Here is a 22,842-nt window from a genome sequence, read left to right on the forward strand (position 1 = left end):
CGCCGCGTGGGTGATCAACCCGTCGAGTCCGTGTTGTCACCGGAAGGATTGGCCAAGTCGGTCGACGCCGCGCAGCAGGCCATCGCGGCGGCGGACAGCTTGGAGGCGCTGGCGCGAATCAAGACCGAGCACCTCGGTGACCGCTCGCCCCTGGCGTTGGCGCGACAAGCGCTGGCCACGCTGCCCAAGGCCGAACGTGCCGACGCCGGCAAGCGGGTGAACATCGCCCGAACCGAAGCCCAGCGCAGTTACGACGAACGGTTGGCGACGCTGCGCGCCGAGCGTGACGCGGCCGTGCTGGTGGCCGAAGGCATCGACGTGACGCTGCCCTCGACCCGGCAGCCGCTCGGCGCCCGTCACCCGATCACGATTCTGGCCGAGCACATCGCCGACACCTTTATCGCGATGGGCTGGGAACTGGCCGAGGGGCCCGAGGTCGAGACCGAGCAGTTCAACTTCGATGCCCTGAACTTCCCGCCGGATCACCCCGCCCGCAGCGAACAGGACACTTTCTACATTGCGCCGGAAGGCTCGCGCCAGCTGCTGCGCACCCACACCTCGCCGGTACAAGTGCGCACGCTGCTGGAGCGCGAGCTGCCGGTCTACATCATCTCGATCGGCCGCACGTTCCGCACCGACGAACTCGACGCCACCCACACGCCCGTCTTTCATCAGGTGGAGGGCTTGGCCGTGGACCGTGGGCTCACCATGGCCCACCTGCGCGGAACGCTGGACGCCTTCGCGCGCGCCGAGTTCGGGCCGCTGGCCCGCACCCGGATCCGTCCCCACTTCTTTCCATTCACCGAACCCTCGGCCGAGGTCGACGTGTGGTTCGCCAACAAGAAAGGTGGCGCCGACTGGGTCGAGTGGGGTGGTTGCGGAATGGTGCATCCAAATGTGTTGCGTGCTGCCGGTATTGATCCCGACGTCTACTCCGGCTTCGCGTTCGGTATGGGTTTGGAACGAACTCTGCAGTTCCGCAACGGTATTCCCGACATGCGTGACATGGTCGAAGGTGACGTCCGCTTCTCGTTGCCGTTCGGGGTGGGCGCCTGATGCGCGTTCCCTATAGCTGGCTGCGCGACGTCGTCGCCGTTGGCGCACCCGAGTGGGACGTCGCCCCCGCCGATCTCGAGCAGGCGCTGGTGCGCATCGGCCACGAGGTCGAAGAGGTGATCACCCTTGGTCCGGTCGACGGACCACTCACGGTGGGTCGTGTCGCCGAAATCGAGGAGCTCACCGGGTTCAAAAAGCCGATCCGGGCCTGTGTGGTGGACGTCGGGAATGGCCCGTCGCAAGACATCGTTTGTGGCGCAACGAATTTCGCGGTGGGTGATCTGGTCGTGGTGGCGTTGCCCGGGACCACACTGCCGGGTGGCTTCACCATCACCTCGCGCAAGACCTACGGCCGCCCCTCCGACGGCATGATCTGTTCGGCAGCTGAGTTGGGCTTGGGCGCAGACCATTCCGGCATCCTGGTGCTACCGCCGGGCACCGCCGCACCGGGTGCCGACGGTGCCCAGGTGCTGGGTCTCGACGACGTGGTCTTCAACCTGGCCATCACCCCCGACCGCGGCTACGGGATGTCGGTGCGCGGTTTGGCCCGCGAGATCGCCTGCGCCTATGACCTGGACTTCGTCGACCCCGCCTCCGCGGCCGTGGTGCCGCCGCTTCCGGTGGAAGGCGAGGCGTGGCCGCTGAGCGTCGCACCCGAGACCGGCGTGCGCCGGTTCGCGTTGCGGCCTGTCACCGGGATCGACCCGGCCGCCGTGTCACCGTGGTGGTTGCAGCGCCGATTGCTGTTGTGCGGCATCCGCACGACGTCGCCGGCGGTGGACGTGACGAACTACGTGATGCTGGAACTCGGCCACCCCATGCACGCCCACGACCGCAACAGGATCACCGGCGCCTTGGGTGTGCGTTTTGCCCGGCCCGGTGAAACCGTCGTCACCCTCGACGACGTCGAGCGCCGCCTCGACCCCGCCGACGTGCTCATCGTCGATGACGTCGCGACCGCTGCGATCGGCGGCGTCATGGGCGCGGCCAGCACCGAAGTGCGGGCGGACTCCACCGATGTGCTGCTCGAGGCGGCGGTGTGGGATGCCGCGGCGGTTTCCCGCACCCAACGCCGTCTGCATTTGCCCAGCGAGGCGGCCCGCCGCTACGAGCGCGCCGTCGACCCCGCCATCAGCGTCGTCGCGCTGGACCGGTGTGCCGCGCTGCTCGCCGACATCGCCGGGGGAGCGGTGTCGCCCAGCCTGACCGATTGGCGTGGCGACCCGCCGCGCCAGGACTGGTCGATGCCGCCGATCCGCATCGACGTCGACCTGCCGGACCGGTTTGCCGGTGTGGCGTATCCGCCCGGGACGACCGCCCGCCGCCTGACCCAGATCGGCGCCGCGGTGGTACCGGACGGTGACACGGTGACGGTGACGCCGCCCAGTTGGCGGCCCGACCTGGTCCAGCCGGCCGACCTGGTCGAGGAGGTCCTGCGGCTGGAAGGGTTGGAAGTCGTGCCGTCGGTGCTGCCGTCCGCGCCGGCGGGCCGAGGGCTCACCGCGGTGCAGAAGCGTCGCCGGGCGGTCGGCAAGTCGTTGGCGCAGTCGGGCTTCGTCGAGATCCTGCCGACGCCGTTTCTGCCGGCGGGTGTGTTCGACTTGTGGGGACTGCCGGACGACGACGCGCGACGCGCCACCACCGACGTGGTCAACCCGTTGGAGGCGGACCGGCCGCAGCTGGCTACCACCCTGCTCCCGGGACTGCTGGAAGCGTTGCACCGCAACGTTTCTCGCGGACTCGTCGATGTCGCGTTGTTCGCCGTCGCCCAGGTGGTCCGACCCACCGACCAGACGCGCGGCGTCGAACTGATCCCGGTGCACCGGCGGCCCTCCGATGCCGAGATCGCGCTGCTCGACGCCTCGCTGCCCCGGCAACCCCAGCACGTGGCGGCGGTGTTGGCCGGGCTGCGCGAACCGCGCGGGCCCTGGGGTCCCGGTCGTCCGGCTCAGGCGTGGGACGCGTTCGAGGCCGTGCGAATCATCGCCCGCGCCAGCGGGGTTGACCTGACGTTGCAAGCGGCGCAGTACTTGCCGTGGCATCCGGGCAGGTGTGCGGAGGTGCTCATCGGTGACGTTTCGATCGGTCACGCTGGCCAGCTGCATCCCGCCGTCATCGAGCGCGCCGGACTGCCGAAAGGCACCTGCGCCTTGGAATTGAATCTCGACGCGATCCCGATCGTAGAAACGCTGCCGGCGCCTAAGGTGTCTCCGTTTCCCGCGGTGTTCCAGGATGTCAGCTTGGTGGTGTCCGCCGATGTTCCCGCGCAATCGGTGCTGGACGCGGTGCGCCACGGGGCGGGCGAACTGCTGGAAGACGTGCAGCTGTATGACGTGTTCGCGGGCCCGCAGATCGGGGAAGGACGCAAATCGCTGACCTTCTCGTTGCGCTTCCGCGCGAAGGATCGCACGCTCACCGAGGACGACGCCAGCGCGGCCCGTGACGCCGCGGTGCGCTGCGCCGCCGACCGCGTCGGGGCCGCGTTGCGCGGCTGACTTAGCGGTTGAGCTGGGCCGTTGAGGCGAGCTTCCGCACAGTTTCCTGTGAGTTGACTCACAGCCATTTATATTGGTTGTCTTAGTGACTGCCAGTCATTACATTCTCAGTCGTGGTGACCGGCGGTCACTGTGCGGGGGGCCAAAGAGGAGACCGGGGGGTCGAGAGGAGACGTAATGTCGTTTGTGTCCGCGGCGCCCCAATTGCTCGAGGCGGCGGCTCAGGACCTGGCTGGAATCCGCTCAGCGTTGAGCACGGCCACTGCCGCGGCGGCGGCCCCGACCACGAACTTGGTGGCGGCTGGCGCCGATGAAGTATCCGCGGCGATTTCCCAGCTTTTCGGTGCGCACGGCCAGGAGTTCCAGGCGCTCCACGCCCAGGCCGCGGCCTTCCACGAGGAGTTTGTCAGCCTGCTCAATGCAGGTGCCGGCGCCTATGCCAGCGCTGAAGCCGCGGGCACCCAGACGCTGCTGAGCGCTGCGGTTGCGCCCGTCGAGGCTTTCCTCGGTCAGCCGTTGCTCGGCGGCGGCGCTGCCTTGACCGGTCAGATCCAAGCGGGCGTGCAGGCGCTCACCGGCGGCATCAGTGGCGTGCCCGGGGTGTCAAGTCTGCTCAGCGCACTCGAGACCACCGGCGGCGATGCGCTGACTGGCGGGTTGCCGGCGCTGATCAACAATGCGAACGCCTTTGGCGCGACGGTTGCCGCCCCGTATCAGGCGCTGGTCGCCAATACGGTCAACAACTTGCAGGCGATCGAAAACACGTTCGGCGCCAACCCATTTCCCTTCCTGCACCAACTCGTCAACAACCAGATCTTGTACGGCCAGACGATCGCCAACGCGATCGGAACGGGCATCACGAACCTTCCCGCCGAGTTGGCCAACCTTCCAGCAACCGTCCAGGCCGGCGTCCAACAGCTGCTCTCCTTCAATCCGGCGCCGTTGGTGCAGCAGTTCATCACCAACCAGGTCGGATACGCCCAGACGATTGCCACCGGGCTGCAAAGTGCCGCCCAAGACCTCGGCAACGGCCTGCTCGGGTTGCCCTCGGCTTTCCAAACGGCCGGGAACGCGCTTATCGCCGGTGACTTCCAGGGTGCGGTGAACGCCGTCAGTCAGGGTGTCCAGAACGTCTTCCTACCTGGTTTCCAGCAGCTGAGCATCGACATCAGCGAGCTCGGGTCGCCGACAGCCGTGCCGCTGGCTATCACCCCGTTGGGACCACTAGGGGACCTCGCGCCGATCCTCGCCATTCCGGGCCAGATGGCGCAGAACTTCACCAACCTGTTGCCGGCCGGTTCCATCCCGGCGCTGATGGCGCAGAACTTCACCAACGTGCTGACGACGGTCACAGATTTCGGTGCGACATTCAATCCGGGAAATCTTGGTGTGACTTTCGGATTACCTCTGCAGGTTCTTTTTGACGGCATCGGCGCGCCGATCAACGCGTTGAGCGCAGCGAATTCAAGCGCCACAGCATTGGCGAGTGCGGTACAAACCGGTGACTTAGCAGGCGCGGCAGCGGCTTTCCTAACCGCTCCGGCGAACGTCGCCAACGGCTTCCTCAACGGGCAAACGCTGATCGACTTGCCGGCGCTGACGATAAATGTCACAGCCGGTGGTTTTCCGGTCACCGCCTTGACCTCGACGGCCGAACTGCCGCTAGGGGGTCTGCTCACTCCGCTAAGCCCGATCAACCTCGGTGGTGGCTTAGGCCCGGTTCCCGGCACGCAGATTGGTGGCATCATTCCCGGCTTCCTGAGCTTCGGGTCGCAACTGGCGCAGGCGATTGCGCTGCCGCCGCCGATTCTGCCGCAATTCATCTTCTAGTAGTCACCGATGTCGGCCCGCCAGCGCTGCTCGGCGGGCCGACGAGCTCGGCCGCGGGATCGGCTGTGCCACAGCGCATCCGAGTGAGCGTCCAGGCAGCGATATGCGGTGATCGGCCGCCACGGCCGCACACTGAAAGCCAGGAATGCACTCTCGGCATTCGATACGCCCTGACCGACGAGCGGCCCCCCAGCGGGCGCTCCGATAACAAAACGCGCAATTTCCTTCCGGTTAACACTTTGCCTGGCTAGGCTCCCACTCTCACCTTTATTGCCGTCGGGGGTGTCGAGGGAGCCGATGATGTCGTATTTGACCACTGCGCCAGAAGCATTGACCGCAGCCGCCGGCAATTTGGCCGGTATTCGGTCTTTACTCGGTGATGCGGCGGCCGCGGCGGCGGGCCCCACTTCAAGCGTTGCCGCGGCGGCCGCCGACGATATTTCGGCAGCAGTCTCACAGTTCTTCGGTTCGTATGGTCACCAATTCCAAAGTCTCAATGCGCAAGCGTCCGCGTTTCACGACGAATTTGTGCGATTGCTGAACAGCAGTGCGAACGCTTACCTCACGACCGAGATAGCAAACGCGGAGCAAAACCTGCTGCACGCAATTAACGCACCCGCCCAAGCACTATTGGCGCAAGCCGCGAAAGGCGCCGACGGTATGAATGCCGGCGCCGCCGCGCTTAGGGCCAGCGTCAAGAATGCGTTGTCCAGTGCATCGCGCGGCGGTGCTGCGTCCTTGCTGGCTGGCAGCGTCGCCGCGGATGTGCAGGCCGTGTCGGCACCGCTGTTAGGCGCACAGTCGGCATTGTTCGGGTCACCGGCACTGCTTCGCCCAGCAGCCACGGGCCCGCTTGCTGTCGGTGGTGCGTACCAAAGCCTGTTCGCCACTACGCAGGCGAATCTGGCGTTGCTGAACCAGACGTGGTCGGCCAATCCGGCGCCGTTCCTCGCCCAGGTCATCGCCAACCAGCAGTCCTATGCCCAAACGTTCGGCTCAGCTCTTCAAAGCGCCGCCCACGACTTCGGCGCGGGCCTGGCCGCGCTCCCGGCGGCTTATCAGGCAACGTTGCAAGCCCTCGCCGCGGGCGACGTCAGCGCCGCTGCTCAAGCCTTGGGAAAGGGCTATTTGAACCTGGTTTTCACCGGGTTCGATTACAGCAACGTTCCAACCGTCACGCTGGAAGGCGCCTTGGGCGACCTGCTCCCGATCGCCGCTATCCCCGGTGTCATTTCGCAGAACATGACCAACGTCCTCAAGACGATGACGGATGCGTCGATCACCACCAACATTTCGCTGGTCAATCCGTCATTCACGACGGGCCTGCCGTTGACGCTGGCTTTGGATGCGCTCGGGGCGCCGATTCTGTCAGCGCAGGCGGCGCTGCAAAGCGGCACCACATTCCTCAACGCGCTCCAAGCAGGTGATGCTGCCGGCGCATTCGGGGCCTTGGTCGACGCACCTGCCGTCATCGCCAACGGCTTTTTGAACGGTCAAGGCGCTATCACGCTGGCTTTGCCGACTTCGCTGTCGCCGGTCGCGGGAACGCAATCCCTGACCGCCGCCATCCCGATTGGCGGCATCCTCGCTCCGGCCAAGCCAGTCGTGGCAACGGCGGTGGTGCACCTGATCGGACCGCCCATCACACAGGAGATCCCGTTGGGCGGCACGCAGTTTGGTGGACTGCTTCCCGGTCTGCTGAGTGCCTCAGGACAGCTGGCCACTGTCATCAAGCCGGTGGGGTAGCCGCCGCGCAGCAGCCAACGCCGCTATCACTTCCGCCGCTTGGCAACCAAGGCGTCGACCACATCGGCGGAATCTATTGCGCTGCGGAGGGAACCCGAGTAAGGGTCCTTATTGGGTTTGGGTTGAATAGCGACCGGGTGAGCGCGTGCTGCGCTGCGTCGAGAGGAGATTGCTGTGTCGTATGTAATCGCCGATTCGGGAGCAGTGATCGCGGCGGCAGGCAATTTGTCCGGCATTCAGTCGGCTCTGAGTGAGGCGGCCGCTGCGGCGGCGGCTCCGACGACCCAAGTGGCCGCGGCGGCCGCCGATGAGATATCGGCGGCGGTTTCCCGCCTTTTCGGCACTTTCGGCCAAGATTTTCAGGCCATCAACGCCCAGGCAGCCGCGTTTCACGCCGAGTTCGTGCGGTTACTGAACGGCGGCGCGGTCGCATACCTGAGCACTGAACTGGCCAACGCCGAGCAAAACCTGCTCAACGTGGTCAACGCTCCTGCGCAGACGCTGCTGGGGCCATCGGCCGCCGCGGCGCTGGTTCCCGCGGCAGCGCCGCTCCTCGGAATTCCCGGTCTGCCCGAAGTGCCGGTCCTCGGTGGCGGCACTGGCGGCGGCCTCCTCGGCGGCCTGGGCGGACTGCTCGGCGGTAGCGGCGGAATACTCGACCCGATCCTGTTCGGCGGCACCGGCGGCTTGCTCGGCCCGCTCATCGGCGGCAACGGCATCTTGAGCTCGCTGATCGGCGGCGGACCGTTGGGCCCGTTGTTTAACGGTATCGGCCAGCAGTTCGGCAACACCGTGTCGGCATTGATCAACGGCAGCCTGTTCACCAACCCGCTTCAAGTCCTGCTGCCGGGGCTTTTCCCGCAGACCGGGGGCGCGCCGGCCATTCCCGCCTTTGGGGGCGCGTGGCAGCAGCTCTTCCTCCACACCTCAGCCAACCTGCAGGCACTTGGCGCCGCGTTCGGTGCCGATCCGTTCCCGTTGCTGCGGCAGGTCATCGCCAATCAGCAGGGCTACGCCTACCTGACCGGCCGGGACCTCGCGCTGGCCTTCCAGAACTTGCCCACCGAGATCGCGAATCTCCCGCAGACCATCCAAAACGGCGTGCAGACTCTCGCGGCCTTCAACCCGGCCTACTACGCGCAGACCTTCGCCAACGGCACCCTGGGCAGCTTCCAGACGCTCAACACGTCGTTTGCCGCCTTCAGCCGCGACCTGCAGATCAACCTGGCCAAGTTCCCGGCCGACTGGTCGGTGGTCGGCCAAGACATCGCCGCTGGGCAGTACAACCTGGCGGTCAGCGACGGGACCAGGGCCGTCCTCAATGTCTTCTTGAGTGGCTTCGACACCAGCAATCTGGCCGACATCAAACTCGTGGGTCCGGTGGGCGATCTGTTCCCCGTGCTGAGCCTTCCGGGTCAGCAGATACTCGGGGCCAGCACGCTGATGCCCGCCCACTCGATTCCGGCGCAGATGACGGCCAACCTGGGCCGGTTCTTCACCGCCCTTGCCGATACGAGCGTGTCGACGACGATCTCGGGATCGCTACTTCCGACTCCGCAGTTGCAGCTCGGCGCGAACTTCGGCCTGCCGTTGCAGCTGCTCTTCGGCGTAGCGGGGACGCCGGTCGCCGGGCTCAATGGACTCGCGACGGCAGGAACGGTGATCGGCAGCGGCATCGCGACGGGCAATCCTTTGCAAGTGCTCAGCGGTCTTATCGACGCGCCCGCCTACGTGCTGGACGGACTGCTCAACGGCGAAGCCATCGTGAACTTGCCGCTTCCGGTGAGCTTCAGCTTGCTCGGACTGGACATCAACGTGCCGGTCGAGGTGCACTTGCCGTTCAACGGTCTGATCGTTCCGCCGCACGCCATAACTGCCACGGTGCCGCTGGACCTGCTAGGCATTCAGATTCCCATCGACCTCACGCTCGGCGGCACGAAGTTCGGCGGATTGGCCCAACTCCTGGCCAACACCGGCTTCCGCACCCTCGCCGACGCGATCGCCAACTAGGCCCGTCAGTGACCAACACTGCGCACAGCGGCGCCGACGGCGAGCCCGGCCAGCCCGGGGCCGACGGCCAGGACGGTGCTCCCGGCCAACCCGGGACAGCCGGCGGCCACGGTGGTAAAGGGGGCCAAGGCGGAGCCGGGGGCCGCGGCGGCATGGGCGGTCGGGGCGGCGCAGGTGGTGCCGGCGGCGCCGGCGGTGCCGGCGGTGCAGGTGGCGCCGGCGGACCCGGCGGTATCGGCGGGACTGGGGGACCTGGAGGACGAGGCGGGGAGGGCAACCCACCCGGAGCGCACGGCCAACCCGGCGCCTCCGGTGAGTCCGGCGCGCGTGGCAGCGACGGCTCCTGATGGCCGCAAGCTGCGCCGCTCTGCTTCGCAACCACCTCGGCGGGTCGTTCCTATGAATCCAACGGATCTGGCGAAAACCCAGTGAAATGTCGCAACCCCAAATAAGCTTGCGCATCAACAGACCCCAGTTGAAGGCACCCGCGCCGGCGCTGCACGCGTCGAGACCTTAGGCGCTGCCTTCACCTATTCGTATGCTCTGAGCTGCGCAAACGCCTCGAGCCGCGGTTGAAAAATTTGTGAAAATTGCCCGTTTATGTATCCGCGTTTTTGGGCAAAACGACTGCGCACTTGTGCTTCGATGATCTTGGGGTCATCGGATCACATGGTTCATTTGGGTCATTAGGGGAGATGGACATGTCACTTGTGCTCGTAATGCCGGAAGCTGTCGAAGCTGCGGCTCAGAGTCTCGCTGGGATCAACACGTCGCTAGCCGAGGTCAATCAGGCCGCAGCGGGAGTCATCACACGGCTGGTACCTGCCGCCGAAGACGAAGTGTCAGCCGCGATCGCGGCTCTGTTCGGCACCTTCGGTGAGGAGTACCAGGCGGTCAGCACGCAAGCGTCCGCCTTCCATGGCGAGTTCGTGAAGCTGCTGAGTGGCGGCGCGGCCTCCTACCTGGAGTCCGAAATCGTCAACGGCGCAGCCCTGCTGGCCAGCCCGGGCGCCGCCGCCGCGATCGGTGGCAACCTCAGCGGCGGCCTGTCGGCCGGCTTGAACGTCGAACTCGCCCTCGAGGCCCTCGGCAACCTGGGCAGGGCGTTCACCGCGGGCATCTCCGGTTTCGCACTGCAAACCGGCGGCGCACTGACGAGCGGTTTCGGGACGGTAGTCGCCCAGACCGGTCAGGCGATCGTCAATGCCGGGCAGAACCTGCAAGGCTTCGGCGCGTTGCTGTCGACCGCCGGCGCCAACCTGAGCGCGCAGGCGAACGCGGCCTTGCAGCAAGCGGCAAACTTGGGCGCTCAGTTGAGCGCCTCCCTGGGAGTCAACCTTTCGGGCAACTTGAACCTCGGTCTGCCAGAGCTGATCGCCGCGTTCAACAGCGGCCTGGGCGGACTCGTCCAGACCGGCCAGACGCTGAGCACCAACCTCATCGGCGGCTTCACCAACGGGCTGGCCGCCTTGGCCCAAACCGGCGGCAACCTGGTCGCCAACTTCGGTGCCAACCTGCCGGCCATCTCGGCGCAGCTCAGCGCCGCCCTCTCGGGCAACCTCGGCGCTAACTTCCCGGCGCTGGTCGCTGCCTTCAGCGGTGGTATCAACGGCCTCATCGACACCGGACAGGCCTTGGCGGCCAACCTGGCGGCCAACCTCGGTGGCGGGCTGAACGGTTTGGCGCAGCTGGGTCAGAACTTCGCGGCGCTGCTGAGCGGTGGGATCAACCTGCCGACGCTCGCCGCACAGCTGAGCGCGGCGTTGCAGGCCAACCTGGGCGGCAACTTCCCGGCTCTGGTAGCCGCCCTCAACGGTGGTCTGAACGGGCTGGTCCAGACGGGTCAGACGCTGGCCGCGAACCTGGCGGCCAACCTGGGCGGCGGTCTCAACGGACTGGCACAGCTGGGCCAGAACTTCGCCGCCGTCCTGACCGGTGGCATCAGCCTGCCGACTCTGGCCGCGCAACTGAGCGCGGTGTTGCAGGGCAACCTCGGCGCCAACTTCCCCGCTCTGGTGGCCGCGCTCAACGGTGGCCTGAACGGGCTGGTCCAGACCGGTCAGACGCTCGCAGCGACCTTGGCGACCAACTTCGGTGGCGGGCTCAACGCGCTGATCCAGACGGGTCAGAACTTGGCCGCGGCGCTGTCCGGCGGGTTCAGCCTGCCGGCCTTGGCCGCGCAATTGAGCGCGGCGTTGCAGGCCAACTTCGGTGGCAACTTCCCGGCTCTGGTGGCCGCCCTCAACGGTGGTCTCAACGGGTTGGTCCAGACCGGTGAAACGCTGGCGGCGAACCTGGCGGCGAATCTGGCTGGCGGGCTGAACGGCCTGGCGCAGCTGGGTCAGAACTTCGCGGCGGCCCTGACCGGTGGCATCAGCTTGCCGGCGCTGGCGGCGCAATTGAGCGCCACCCTGCAGGCCAACTTCGGCGCCAACTTCCCGGCGTTGGTGGCGGCCCTCAACGGTGGCTTGAACGGCCTGGTCCAGACCGGTCAGACACTGGCTGCCAACCTGGCGGCCAACCTCGGTGGCGGACTGAACGCGCTGGCCCAGCTGGGTCAGAACTTCGCGGCCGCCCTCTCCGGTGGGATCAGCTTGCCGGCGCTGGCCGCTCAGCTGAGCGCGACGCTGCAGGCCAACTTCGGAGCGTCGTTCCCACAGCTGGTGGCGGCGCTCACCGGTGGCATCAACGGGCTGGCTCAGCTAGGCCAGAACTTCGCGGCCAATCTGGCGGCGGCATTCAACTTCCCAGCATTGATCAACGCCTTCAACGGTGGGTTCAATGGGCTGCTACAGCTGGGCAATAACTTCGCGGCAAGCCTGGCTGGAAGCTTCAGCCTGCCCAACCTGGCAGCGTCGCTCAGCGCGGCGTTGCAGGCCAGCTTCGGCACCAACTTCCCGGCATTGGTTGCGAGCTTGAACGCCAACCTCACCGGGCTGGCCCAGGCCGCGCAGAACCTGGCGGCCAACCTGGCAAACGCCTTCGGTGGTGGCCTGAACGGCCTCATCCAGGCAGGTCAGACGCTTGCGGCCAACCTGGCCGGCAGCTTCAGCCTGCCGGCGCTGGCGGCGTCGTTGAGCGCTGCTCTGCAGGCCAACTTCGGCGCTAACTTCCCGGCGCTGGTGGCGGCATTCAACGGCAGCCTGAACGGGCTCGCTCAGCTCGGCCAGAACCTCGCGGCCAACTTGACCGCCGCATTCGGTGGCGGTCTGAACGGGTTCCTCACCGCGGCGCAGAACTTCGCCGCGGCCCTGGGCGGCGCCTTCAGCCTGCCCAACCTGGCCGCGAACCTCAGTGCTGCCCTGCAGGCCAGCTTCGGCGGAGCCTTCCCGGACCTGGTGGCGGCATTCAACGGTGGCCTGAACGGGTTGATTCAAACCGGTCAGGCGCTGGCGGCCAATCTGGCGGCTAACCTCGGCGGCCTCAACGGGCTGATCCAGCTCGGCCAGAACTTTGCGGCTGCCCTGACCGGAAGCCTCAGCCTGCCCGCCCTGGCGGCCCAGCTGAGTGCTGCTCTGCAAGCCAGCTTCGGCGGCTCGGTCCCGGCCCTGATCGCCGCGTTCAACGGTGGCCTGAACGGGTTGATTCAAACCGGTCAGGCGCTGGCGGCCAACCTGGCGGCGACCTTCGGTGGCGGCTTGAACGGGTTCCTGCAGGCCTTGCAGAACCTGGGTGCCGCGTTCTCGGGCGGCTTCAACCTGCCTAACCTGGCCGCGTCGATCAGCGCTGCTCTGCAGGCCAGCTTCGGCACCAACTTCCCGGCGCTGATTGCCAGCTTCAACGCGAACCTGGCCGGACTGGCCCAGGCGGCGCAGAACCTGGCGGCCAACCTGGCGGCGACGTTCGGTGGCGGCTTGAACGGGTTCCTGCAGGCCTTGCAGAACTTGGGTGCCGCGTTCTCAGGCGGCTTCAGCCTGCCGAACCTGGCCGCCACCATCAATGCGGCGTTGCAGGCCAGCTTCGGGGCGAACTTCCCGGCGTTGGTGGCGGCCTTCACCGGAAGCCTCAACGGGCTGGCCCAACTGGGGCAGAACATCGCGGCCAACTTGGCGGCCACCTTCGGCGGCGGTCTGACCGGCTTCCTCAACGCGGCGCAGAACTTCGCGGCCGCGCTGGCCGGCAGCTTCAGCCTGCCGAACCTCGCCGCGTCGTTCAGCGCCGCAATCCAAGCCAGCCTGGGAGCGAACTTCCCGCAGCTGGCCGCGGCACTCACCGGCGGACTCAACGGGCTGGTCCAGCTGGGGCAGAACGTCGCGGCCAACCTGGCGGCGGCCTTCAACGCCCCCGCGCTGGCAGCGGCGCTCAACGCCGGGCTGAACGGGCTGGTCACCACCGCACAGAATGTGGCGGCCAACCTGGCGGCAGCCTTCAACGCCCCCGCGCTGGTGGCGGCCTTGAACGGTGGCTTCAACGGGCTGGTCCAACTGGGGCAGAACCTGGCGGCAAGTCTGGCTGCCAGCTTCAGCCTGCCCAGCCTGAGCGCGACCATCAACGCGATGTTGCAGGCCAGCCTCGGCGCCAACTTCCCGGCGCTTGTCGCGGCGATCAACGGTGGCCTCAACGGTCTGGCCCAGCTGGGGCAGAACATCGCGGCCAACCTAGCGGCCACCTTCGGCGGCGGTCTGAACGGCCTGATCAACGCCGCGCAGAACATCGGTGCCGCGTTGGCGGGCAGCTTCAGCCTGCCCAACCTGGCGGCCTCGATCAGCGCGGCGCTGCAGGCCAGCTTCGGTGCCAACTTCCCGGCGCTGGTTGCCAGCTTCAACGCGAACCTGGCCGGGCTGGCCCAGGCCGCGCAGAACTTCGCGGCCAACCTGGCGGCGACCTTCGGCGGCGGCTTCAACGGGTTCCTGCAGGCGCTGCAGAACCTGGGGGCGGCATTCTCGGGCGGCTTCAACCTGCCGGCGCTGGCCGCGCAGATCAGCGCCGCCTTGCAGGCCAACTTCGGGGCCAACTTCCCGGCCCTGGTGGCGGCCTTCACCGGCGGTCTCAACGGATTGGTCCAGACGGGTCAGGCGTTGGCGGCCAACTTGGCAGCGACCTTCGGTGGCGGTCTGAACGGGCTGATCAACGCGGCGCAGAACATCGCGGCTGCACTGTCGGGCGGCTTCAGCTTGCCGGCGTTGGCCGCGCAGATCAGCGCCGCTCTGCAGGCCAGCTTCGGTGGATCGTTCCCGGCCCTGGTGGCAGCGTTCACCGGTGGCCTGAACGGGCTGATTCAAACCGGTCAGGCCCTGGCGGCCAACCTGGCGGCGACGTTCGGTGGCGGCTTGAACGGGTTCCTGCAGGCCTTGCAGAACTTGGGTGCCGCGTTCTCGGGCAGCTTGAACCTGCCTAACCTGGCCGCGTCGATCAGCGCTGCTCTGCAGGCCAGCTTCGGTGCCAACTTCCCGGCTTTGGTGGCCAGCTTCAACGCGAACCTGGCCGGGCTGGCTCAGGCCGCGCAGAACTTGGCGGCCAACCTGGCGGCGACCTTCGGTGGCGGTCTGAACGGCTTGATCACCGCGGCGCAGAACCTGGGTGCCACGTTGGCGGGTAGCTTCAGCCTGCCCAACCTGGCCGCCTCGATCAGCGCTGCCTTGCAGGCCAACCTGGGCGCCAACTTCCCGGCGTTGGTGGCGGCGTTCACCGGCGGTTTGAACAACTTGGCCCAGCTGGGACAGAACATTGCGGCCAACCTGGCGGCGACGTTCGGCGGTGGTCTGAACGGCTTGATCACCGCGGCGCAGAACCTGGGTGCCACGTTGGCGGGTAGCTTCAGCCTGCCCAACCTGGCCGCCTCGATCAGCGCTGCCTTGCAGGCCAACCTGGGCGCCAACTTCCCGCAGTTGGTGGCAACCCTCACCGGTGGCCTCAACGGCTTGGCGCAACTGGGACAGAACTTCGCCACCAACCTGGCGGCGGTGTTCAACTTCCCGGCCTTGGTCAACGCGATCAACGGTGGCTTCACCGGACTGGTTCAGCTGGGGCAGAACTTCGCAGCCAACCTGGCCGCGAGCTTCAGCCTGCCCAACCTGGCCGCATCGATCAGTGCGGCGCTGCAGGCCAGCTTCGGTGGTTCCTTCCCCGATCTGGTTGCGGCGTTCACCGGCAGCCTGAACAACCTGGCTCAGCTGGGGCAGAACATCGCGGCCAACCTGGCGGCGACGTTCGGTGGCGGTCTGAACGGCCTGATCAACGCCGCGCAGAACTTCGCGGCCGCGTTGGCGGGCAGCTTCAGCCTGCCCAACCTGGCGGCCTCGATCAGCGCGGCGCTGCAGGCCAGCTTCGGTGCCAACTTCCCGGCCTTGGTTGCCAGCTTCAACGCGAACCTGGCCGGGCTGGCCCAGGCCGCGCAGAACTTCGCGGCCAACCTGGCGGCGACCTTCGGGGGCGGCTTGAACGGGTTCCTGCAGGCGCTGCAGAACCTGGGGGCGGCATTCTCGGGCGGCTTCAACCTGCCGGCGCTGGCCGCGCAGATCAGCGCCGCCTTGCAGGCCAACTTCGGGGCCAACTTCCCGGCCCTGGTGGCAGCGTTCACCGGCGGTCTGAACGGGTTGATCCAATCCGGTCAGGCGCTGGCTGCCAACCTCGCAGCCAGCTTCGGTGGCGGCCTGAACGGATTCCTCCAGGCGGCGCAGAACCTGGGCGCCGCGTTGAGTGGCAGCTTCAACCTGCCCAACCTGGCGGCATCCATCAGCGCTGCGCTGCAGGCCAACCTGGGTGCCAACTTCCCGGCGCTGGTGGCCAGCTTCAACGCCAACCTGGCCGGGCTGGCCCAGGCCGCGCAGAACCTGGCGGCCAACCTGGCGGCGACCTTCGGTGGCGGTCTGAACGGCCTCATCCAGGCCGGCCAGGTCTTCCTGGCCAACCTGGCCGGCGGCTTCAGCCTGCCCGCCCTGGCGGCCTCCCTCAGCGCTGCACTGCAGGCCAGCTTCGGCGGGTCCTTCCCGGCGCTGGTGGCGGCCCTCAACGGCGGTCTGAACGGCTTGGCTCAGCTCGGGCAGAACTTCGCGGCCAACCTGGCGGCCACCTTCGGCGGCGGTCTGAACGGCCTGATCCAGCTCGGCCAGAACTTCGCGGCCGCGCTGTCAGGTGGCATCAGCTTGCCGACGTTGGCAGCCCAGCTGAGTGCGGCGTTGCAGGCCAACCTCGGCGGTGGACTGCCGGCTCTGATCGCGGCGTTCAACGGCGGCCTCAACGGCCTGCTGCAGACCGGCGGAACGTTGGCCAGCACCCTGGCAGCCAACTTCGCTGGCGGGTTGAATGCGCTCGTTCAGACCGGGCAGAACCTCGGGGCGCTGCTGAACCAGTTGCTCTCGACCAACCTGAGCGCCAACATCTCAGCGTCGCTCAACGCGATGTTCGGGGCGGGCATCAACAACGCTTTGACGGGGTTGGTGACCGGGCTGGCGCAGACGGGTCAGAGCCTTGCCGCTGGCTTCGGCTCAGGGCTTCTGGGGCTGGTCAACACCGGTGAGGCTCTGGCAGGCAGCCTGGGCGCGGGCGCTTCCGGACTGCTGCAGACCGGTGAAGCGCTGATGGGGATCTGGCGCAACACCGTCCTCGAGGTGGGTTCGGCACTGAGCGGCGCCCTGGGGGCCAGCCTCGGTGTCACGGCCCCGGCCCTGGCACAGACCGGCGTCGCGCTCGCTACGGGCGTTACGAACGCGATCGCGGGGCTTGCTCAGACCGGTGGGGCGATCCTCACGTCCCTGGATGCCGGTGCGCTGGGGCTGGCCGCCAGCGTGAGCGCTGCCCTGGCGAACCTGCAACTGGCCATCCAGGCCGCGCTGAGCGCGAGCTTCGGGGTCAACATCGGCTAGGCGCTGTCACGTCATCGAGGGCTGGTTCAGGCAGGCTCACCGCCTCCTCTGGGCCAGCCCTCGTGGCGTCGCGAGCCCGGCAGGAATTGATTTGCAAACACCTGCATAACCATGCAGAATCGTCGAAATGGCCGACGAGATCAGGATTGCGGTTGCCGGCGCCACCGGATACGCGGGTGGGGAGATTCTCCGGCTTCTGCTCGGGCACCCAGCCTATGCCCAGGGGCGTCTGACAATCGGCTCGTTGACCGCCGCGTCGAGCGCCGGCAGCACACTCGGCGAGCAACATCCACACCTGACGCCGTTGGCGCAGCGCGTCATCGAACCCACCGACTTGGACGTACTGTCCGGTCACGACGTCGTCTTTCTCGGCCTGCCGCACGGACATTCGGCGGCCCTGGCCGAACAACTCGATCCGAACACCGTGATCATCGATTGCGGGGCCGACTTCCGCCTCACCGATGCGGCGGCGTGGGAACGCTTCTACGGTTCCGCGTACGCCGGCAGCTGGCCCTACGGGCTGCCCGAGTTGCCCGATCACCGTGACCGGCTCAGGAGCGCTCGCCGCATCGCGGTGCCGGGGTGTTATCCCACCGCCGCACTGCTGGCGTTGGCGCCCGCCGTGGCCGAGGACCTGATCGAGCCGGCCGTGACGGTGGTCGCCGTCAGCGGCACCTCGGGCGCCGGTCGGGCCGCCAAAACTGACCTGCTCGGCGCGGAAGTCATCGGATCGGCGCGCGCCTACAACATCGGCGGAGTCCACCGGCATACCCCGGAGATCGCCCAGGGCCTGCGGGCCGTCAGCGACCGTGAAGTCACTGTGTCGTTCACCCCAGTGCTCATCCCAACCTCTCGCGGCATCCTGGCCACGTGCACCGCGCGGACCCGGGCGCCGCTGTCGGCGCTGCGCGCGGCCTACGAAAAGGCCTATGACGCCGAACCTTTCATTTATTTCATGCCGGAGGGACAACTGCCCCGCACCGGCGCGGTGATCGGCAGCAACGCGGCGCACATCGCCGTCGCCGTGGACGAGGCCGCCGAAACGTTCGTGGCGATCGCGGCCATCGACAACCTGGTCAAAGGCACGGCGGGTGCCGCTGTGCAGTCGATGAACTTGGCGCTGGGCTGGCCCGAGGCCGAAGGACTGTCGGTGGTGGGAGTGGCGCCATGACTGACGTCACCGATCACCCGAAACTGCTGCGCGCCCAAGGCGTCACCGCGCCGGCCGGATTCCGCGCCGCCGGCATCGCTGCGGGGATCAAAGCGTCGGGTGCTCTGGACCTGGCCTTGGTCTTGAACGAGGGTCCGGACTACTCGGCCGCCGGGGTCTTCACCCGCAACAAAGTCAAAGCCGCCCCTGTGCTGTGGACCCAACAGGTGCTCACCACCGGCCGGCTGCGCGCGGTCATACTCAACTCCGGCGGCGCCAACGCCTGCACCGGCCCCGGCGGATTCCAGGACACGCACGCCACCGCGGAGGCGGTGGCCGCGGCGTTGTCGGACTGGGGAACCGAGACCGGCGCCATCGAAGTGGCGGTCTGTTCCACCGGGCTGATCGGCGACCGCCTGCCGATGGACAAGGTGCTTGCCGGGGTCACCCACATCGTGCACGAAATGGCCGGTGGCCTGACCGGGGGCGACGACGCGGCCCACGCCATCATGACCACCGACAAGGTGCCCAAACAGGTTGCGCTGCACCACCAGAACAACTGGACGGTGGGCGGGATGGCCAAAGGCGCCGGCATGCTGGCGCCGTCGCTGGCCACCATGCTGTGTGTGCTCACCACCGACGCGGTCGCTGACTCCGCAGCACTCGATCAGGCGCTGCGCCGGGCGACCGCACGAACCTTCGACCGGCTCGACATCGACGGCAGTTGCTCCACCAACGACACGGTGTTGTTGCTGGCATCGGGGGCCAGCGAGGTCGCGCCGTCGCAAGCCGACCTGGACGACGCGGTGCTGCGCGTCTGCGACGACCTGTGCGCGCAACTGCAAGCCGACGCCGAGGGCGTCACCAAGCGGGTCGCCGTCACCGTCACCGGAGCGGCCACCGAGGACGACGCGCTGACCGCCGCCCGCATCATCGCCCGCGACAGCCTGGTCAAGACCGCGGTATTCGGCTCCGATCCCAACTGGGGCCGAGTGCTGGCTGCCGTCGGCATGGCACCGATCACCTTGGATGCCGATCGGATTACCGTGTCCTTCAACGGTTTCCCGGTCTGCGTCAACAGCGTCGGCGCGCCGGGCGCGCGCGAGGTCGACCTGTCGACGCCGGACATCGACATCACCGTCGACCTTGCCGTGGGTGACGGGCACGCCACGATCCGCACCACCGACTTGTCCCACGCTTACGTCGAAGAGAACTCGGCCTACAGCTCATGACCGTCCACGTGTTGCCCACCCCCGTCAAGGCGCAGGTGCTCGCCGAGGCCCTGCCGTGGCTCAAGCAGCTGCACGGCCAGATCGTCGTCGTCAAATACGGCGGCAATGCCATGACCGACGCGACGCTGCGGCAAGCGTTCGCCGCCGACATGGCATTTCTGCGCAACTGCGGAATCCATCCCGTCGTCGTCCATGGCGGTGGGCCGCAGATCACCGCCATGCTGCGCCGGCTGGGCATCGAAGGCGACTTCAAGGGCGGATTCCGGGTCACCACACCCGAAGTGCTCGACGTGGCGCGCATGGTGTTGTTCGGCCAAGTAGGCCGGGAATTGGTCAACCTGATCAACGCGCACGGGCCCTACGCCGTCGGCATCACCGGTGAGGATGCGCAATTGTTCACCGCGGTGCGGCGCAGTGTCACCGTCGACGGGGTGGCCACCGACATCGGTTTGGTGGGCGACGTCGACTTGGTGAATACCGCCGCGGTGCTTGATCTCATCACCGCGCGGCGCATTCCGGTGGTGTCCACGCTGGCGCCCGACGCCGACGGCGTGGTGCATAACATCAATGCCGACACCGCCGCGGCGGCACTGGCCGAGGCGTTGGGCGCCGAAAAGCTGCTCATGCTCACCGACGTCGAAGGCCTGTACACGGACTGGCCGAACCGCGATTCGTTGGTCAGCGAGATCGACACCGGCACCTTGGCGCAACTGCTACCAACGCTGGAGACAGGGATGATTCCCAAAGTCGAAGCGTGCCTGCGGGCGGTCAACGCCGGCGTGCCCAGCGCGCACGTCATCGACGGGCGAGTCCAACACTGTGTGCTGGTCGAGCTTTTCACTGACGCCGGAACCGGCACCAAGGTGGTCAAGGCATGAGTACCGCAGACCTGCGCGCCCGGTGGGAAGCCGTGATGATGAACAACTACGGCACCCCGCCGTTGGCGCTGGCCAGCGGCGAAGGTGCCGTTGTCAGCGACGCCGACGGCAACACCTACCTCGACCTACTCGGTGGCATCGCGGTCAACGTGCTCGGGCATCGCCACCCCGCGGTCATCGAAGCCGTCACCCGGCAGCTGTCCACCCTGGGTCACACGTCGAATCTGTATGCCACCGAACCCGGTATCGCGCTGGCCGAACAAGTGGTCGCTCACCTGAGCACCGAAGCCCCGGCGCGGGTGTTCTTCTGCAACTCGGGCACCGAAGCCAACGAGGTGGCCTTCAAGATCTCTCGCCTCACCGGCCGGACGAAAGTCGTTGCCGCACAAGAGGCTTTCCATGGCCGAACCATGGGCTCGCTGGCGCTGACCGGCCAGCCGAGCAAGCAGGCGCCGTTCGAACCGCTGCCCGGTCACGTCACCCACGTCCCGTACGGCGACTCCGACGCGCTGGCCGACGCCGTCGATGACGAAACCGCCGCGGTGTTCCTGGAACCGATCATGGGGGAGAGCGGCGTCGTCGTTCCTCCCGAGGGCTACCTCGCCGCGGCCCGCCGGATCACCACCGAGCACGGCGCGCTGCTCGTCCTCGACGAGGTCCAAACCGGTATGGGCCGCACCGGCCTCTTCTATGCTCACCAGCACGAGCAGGTCACCCCCGATGTCGTGACCCTGGCCAAAGGTCTCGGCGGAGGGCTGCCCATCGGCGCCTGCCTAGCCGTGGGACCGGCCGCGGACTTGCTCACCCCGGGCCTGCACGGCAGCACCTTCGGCGGCAACCCGATCTGCACCGCCGCGGCCTTGGCGGTGTTGCAGGTGCTGGCGACCGAGGACCTGATCTCCAACGCCGCGGCGCTGGGCAAGTCCTTCCAGCACGGGGTGGAATCGCTCGGTCATCGGCTGGTCGACCACGTCCGGGGCCGGGGCCTGCTGCAGGGCGTGGTCCTGACCGCTCCCCACGCCAAGGCCGCCGAGGCGGCCGCCCGCGACGCCGGTTACCTGGTGAACGCGGCCGCTCCCAACGTCATCCGGCTGGCGCCGCCGCTGATCATCACCGAAGCGCAGCTCGACGGCTTCGTGGCCGCCCTACCGAGCATCCTGGATGCGGCTGGAGCGCACTCGTGACCCGCCACTTCCTGCGCGACGACGACCTCTCGCCCGCCGAGCAGGCCGAAGTCCTGCAGCTGGCCGCCGAACTGAAGAAAGACCCGTTCAGCCGCCGCCCACTAGACGGACCCCGCGGCGTCGCGGTCATCTTCGACAAGAACTCCACCCGCACCCGGTTCTCCTTCGAGGTAGGCATCTCCCAGCTCGGCGGCCAGGCCGTCGTCGTCGATGCCCGCAGCACCCAGCTCGGCCGCGCGGAAACCCTGGAAGACACCGCACGAGTCCTGTCCCGCTACGTCGACGCCATCGTCTGGCGCACCTTCGGGCAGGAGCGCCTGACCGCCATGGCCTCCACCGCGACCGTGCCCGTCGTCAACGCGCTCTCCGACGAGTTCCACCCCTGCCAGGTCCTGGCCGACCTGCAGACCATCGCCGAACGCAAAGGCTCGTTGAGCGGACTGCGGATGTCGTACTTCGGCGACGGCGCCAACAACATGGCGCACTCCCTGATGCTGGGCGGGGTCACCGCCGGGATGCACGTGACCATCGCCGGTCCCGACGGGTTCCTGCCCGACGCCGACGTGCTGGTCGCGGCCGAGCAGCGCGCCGAAGCGACCGGCGCCTCGGTGACCGTGACCACCGACGGTGACGCGGCCGCCCGCGGCGCCGACATCTTGGTGACCGACACCTGGACCTCCATGGGCCAAGAAGACGACGGGCTGGATCGCGTCGAACCCTTCCGGCCCTACCAGATCAACGACCGGCTACTGAGCCTGGCCGATTCGGAAGCCCTTGTGCTGCATTGTCTTCCGGCCCACCGCGGTGACGAGATCACCGATGAGGTGATGGACGGCCCGGCCAGCGTGGTGTGGGACGAGGCCGAGAACCGGTTGCACGCGCAAAAAGCCCTCCTGGTGTGGCTACTGGAGCGGTCCCGATGAGCGGCGCATCCAAAGCCCCCGAGGTCAGCGCGAACCGCGCCGGCCGCCAGGCCCGCATCGTGGCCATCCTGTCGACCGAACAGGTGCGCAGCCAGACCGAACTGGCCTCCCTGCTGGCCGCCGAAGGCATCGAGGTCACCCAGGCCACGCTGTCGCGCGACCTCGAAGAATTGGGTGCGGTCAAACTGCGCGGGGCCGACGGCGGCGTCGGCGTCTACGTCGTGCCCGAAGACGGCAGCCCCGTGCGCGGCGTCGCCGGCGGCACCAGCCGACTGTCGCGGTTGCTGGGCGAATTGCTGGTGTCCACCGACGCCAGCGCAAACCTCGCGGTACTACGCACCCCACCCGGCGGGGCGCACTATTTGGCCAGCGCCATCGACCGCGCCGCGTTAGCGTACGTGGTCGGCACCATCGCCGGCGATGACACCGTATTCGTGGCGGCCCGAGAGCCGATGACCGGCGCCGAGCTGGCCGCCGCGCTGGAACGCCTGAAATAAGCTGCTGCCGTTTCGGCCGAAGTTAAGGAGATTGGT

12 protein-coding genes and 1 pseudogene are annotated in these 22,842 nt (G+C 67.5%); all 13 read left to right on the forward strand.

The features are described 5' to 3' along the window. The first annotated feature begins 6 nt into the window (after positions 1–6). The 13 genes and pseudogenes from pheS to I2456_RS12255 all read left to right on the forward strand — a co-directional run bounded on the left by pheS (position 7) and on the right by I2456_RS12255 (position 22,806). On the forward strand, positions 7–1,056 hold the full coding sequence (gene pheS, locus I2456_RS12195) for a phenylalanine--tRNA ligase subunit alpha (protein ID WP_068026232.1): 1,050 nt from the start codon (positions 7–9) through the stop codon (positions 1,054–1,056). Next, the gene (gene pheT / locus I2456_RS12200) at positions 1,056–3,551 is read left to right on the forward strand and encodes a phenylalanine--tRNA ligase subunit beta (RefSeq protein WP_085073122.1); all 2,496 of its coding nucleotides are present in this window, start codon (positions 1,056–1,058) and stop codon (positions 3,549–3,551) included. Before pheS ends, pheT begins: the two co-directional genes overlap by 1 nt. A gap of 177 nt (positions 3,552–3,728) precedes the next feature. Then, complete coding sequence (locus tag I2456_RS28890; protein WP_085073121.1) at positions 3,729–5,381, forward strand: PE family protein; 1,653 nt, start codon at positions 3,729–3,731, stop codon at positions 5,379–5,381. A gap of 300 nt (positions 5,382–5,681) precedes the next feature. Then, complete coding sequence (locus tag I2456_RS12210) at positions 5,682–7,127, forward strand: PE family protein (protein ID WP_068159303.1); 1,446 nt, start codon at positions 5,682–5,684, stop codon at positions 7,125–7,127. Between the two features lie 174 nt (positions 7,128–7,301). Then, positions 7,302–9,137, forward strand: coding sequence for a PE family protein (locus I2456_RS12215; protein ID WP_085073120.1), 1,836 nt, complete (start codon positions 7,302–7,304; stop codon positions 9,135–9,137). An 8-nt stretch (positions 9,138–9,145) separates the two neighbouring features. Next, on the forward strand, positions 9,146–9,484 hold the full coding sequence (locus tag I2456_RS28895; RefSeq protein ID WP_176603531.1) for a hypothetical protein: 339 nt from the start codon (positions 9,146–9,148) through the stop codon (positions 9,482–9,484). Positions 9,485–9,838: 354 nt separating this feature from the next. Next, positions 9,839–16,942, forward strand: a complete 7,104-nt coding sequence (locus I2456_RS12225; RefSeq protein WP_174814183.1) for a PE family protein — start codon at positions 9,839–9,841, stop codon at positions 16,940–16,942. 111 nt (positions 16,943–17,053) lie between these two features. Then, positions 17,054–18,113, forward strand: a pseudogene (gene argC, locus I2456_RS12230) (N-acetyl-gamma-glutamyl-phosphate reductase). Further along, entirely contained in the window at positions 18,110–19,324 is a 1,215-nt protein-coding gene (gene argJ, locus I2456_RS12235; protein ID WP_085073119.1) for a bifunctional glutamate N-acetyltransferase/amino-acid acetyltransferase ArgJ, read from the forward strand. The pseudogene argC and the gene argJ overlap by 4 nt, the downstream one beginning before the upstream one ends. Further along, entirely contained in the window at positions 19,321–20,202 is an 882-nt protein-coding gene (argB, locus tag I2456_RS12240) for an acetylglutamate kinase (RefSeq protein ID WP_068026208.1), read from the forward strand. The genes argJ and argB overlap by 4 nt, the downstream gene beginning before the upstream one ends. Then, positions 20,199–21,386, forward strand: a complete 1,188-nt coding sequence (locus tag I2456_RS12245) for an acetylornithine transaminase (RefSeq protein ID WP_085073118.1) — start codon at positions 20,199–20,201, stop codon at positions 21,384–21,386. Before argB ends, I2456_RS12245 begins: the two co-directional genes overlap by 4 nt. After that, positions 21,383–22,309 (forward strand): ornithine carbamoyltransferase, encoded by a 927-nt coding sequence (gene argF, locus I2456_RS12250; RefSeq protein ID WP_085073117.1) that lies wholly within the window; start codon positions 21,383–21,385, stop codon positions 22,307–22,309. Before I2456_RS12245 ends, argF begins: the two co-directional genes overlap by 4 nt. Next, on the forward strand, positions 22,306–22,806 hold the full coding sequence (locus tag I2456_RS12255) for an arginine repressor (RefSeq protein WP_068026197.1): 501 nt from the start codon (positions 22,306–22,308) through the stop codon (positions 22,804–22,806). Before argF ends, I2456_RS12255 begins: the two co-directional genes overlap by 4 nt. Positions 22,807–22,842 lie beyond the last annotated feature (36 nt).

The sequence above is a fragment of the Mycobacterium kubicae genome (genome assembly GCF_015689175.1).
GTDB lineage: Bacteria > Actinomycetota > Actinomycetes > Mycobacteriales > Mycobacteriaceae > Mycobacterium > Mycobacterium kubicae.

Excerpts from the sequence above, each read along its gene's own strand:
- I2456_RS12210 (WP_068159303.1), top strand. The coding sequence starts at position 5,682 with ATGTCGTATTTGACCACTGCGCCAGAAGCATTGACCGCAGCCGCCGGC.
- I2456_RS12255 (WP_068026197.1), top strand. The coding sequence starts at position 22,306 with ATGAGCGGCGCATCCAAAGCCCCCGAGGTCAGCGCGAACCGCGCCGGC.
- argJ (WP_085073119.1), top strand. The coding sequence starts at position 18,110 with ATGACTGACGTCACCGATCACCCGAAACTGCTGCGCGCCCAAGGCGTC.
- pheT (WP_085073122.1), top strand. The coding sequence starts at position 1,056 with ATGCGCGTTCCCTATAGCTGGCTGCGCGACGTCGTCGCCGTTGGCGCA.
- argB (WP_068026208.1), top strand. The coding sequence starts at position 19,321 with ATGACCGTCCACGTGTTGCCCACCCCCGTCAAGGCGCAGGTGCTCGCC.
- I2456_RS12225 (WP_174814183.1), top strand. The coding sequence starts at position 9,839 with ATGTCACTTGTGCTCGTAATGCCGGAAGCTGTCGAAGCTGCGGCTCAG.
- I2456_RS12245 (WP_085073118.1), top strand. The coding sequence starts at position 20,199 with ATGAGTACCGCAGACCTGCGCGCCCGGTGGGAAGCCGTGATGATGAAC.
- I2456_RS28890 (WP_085073121.1), top strand. The coding sequence starts at position 3,729 with ATGTCGTTTGTGTCCGCGGCGCCCCAATTGCTCGAGGCGGCGGCTCAG.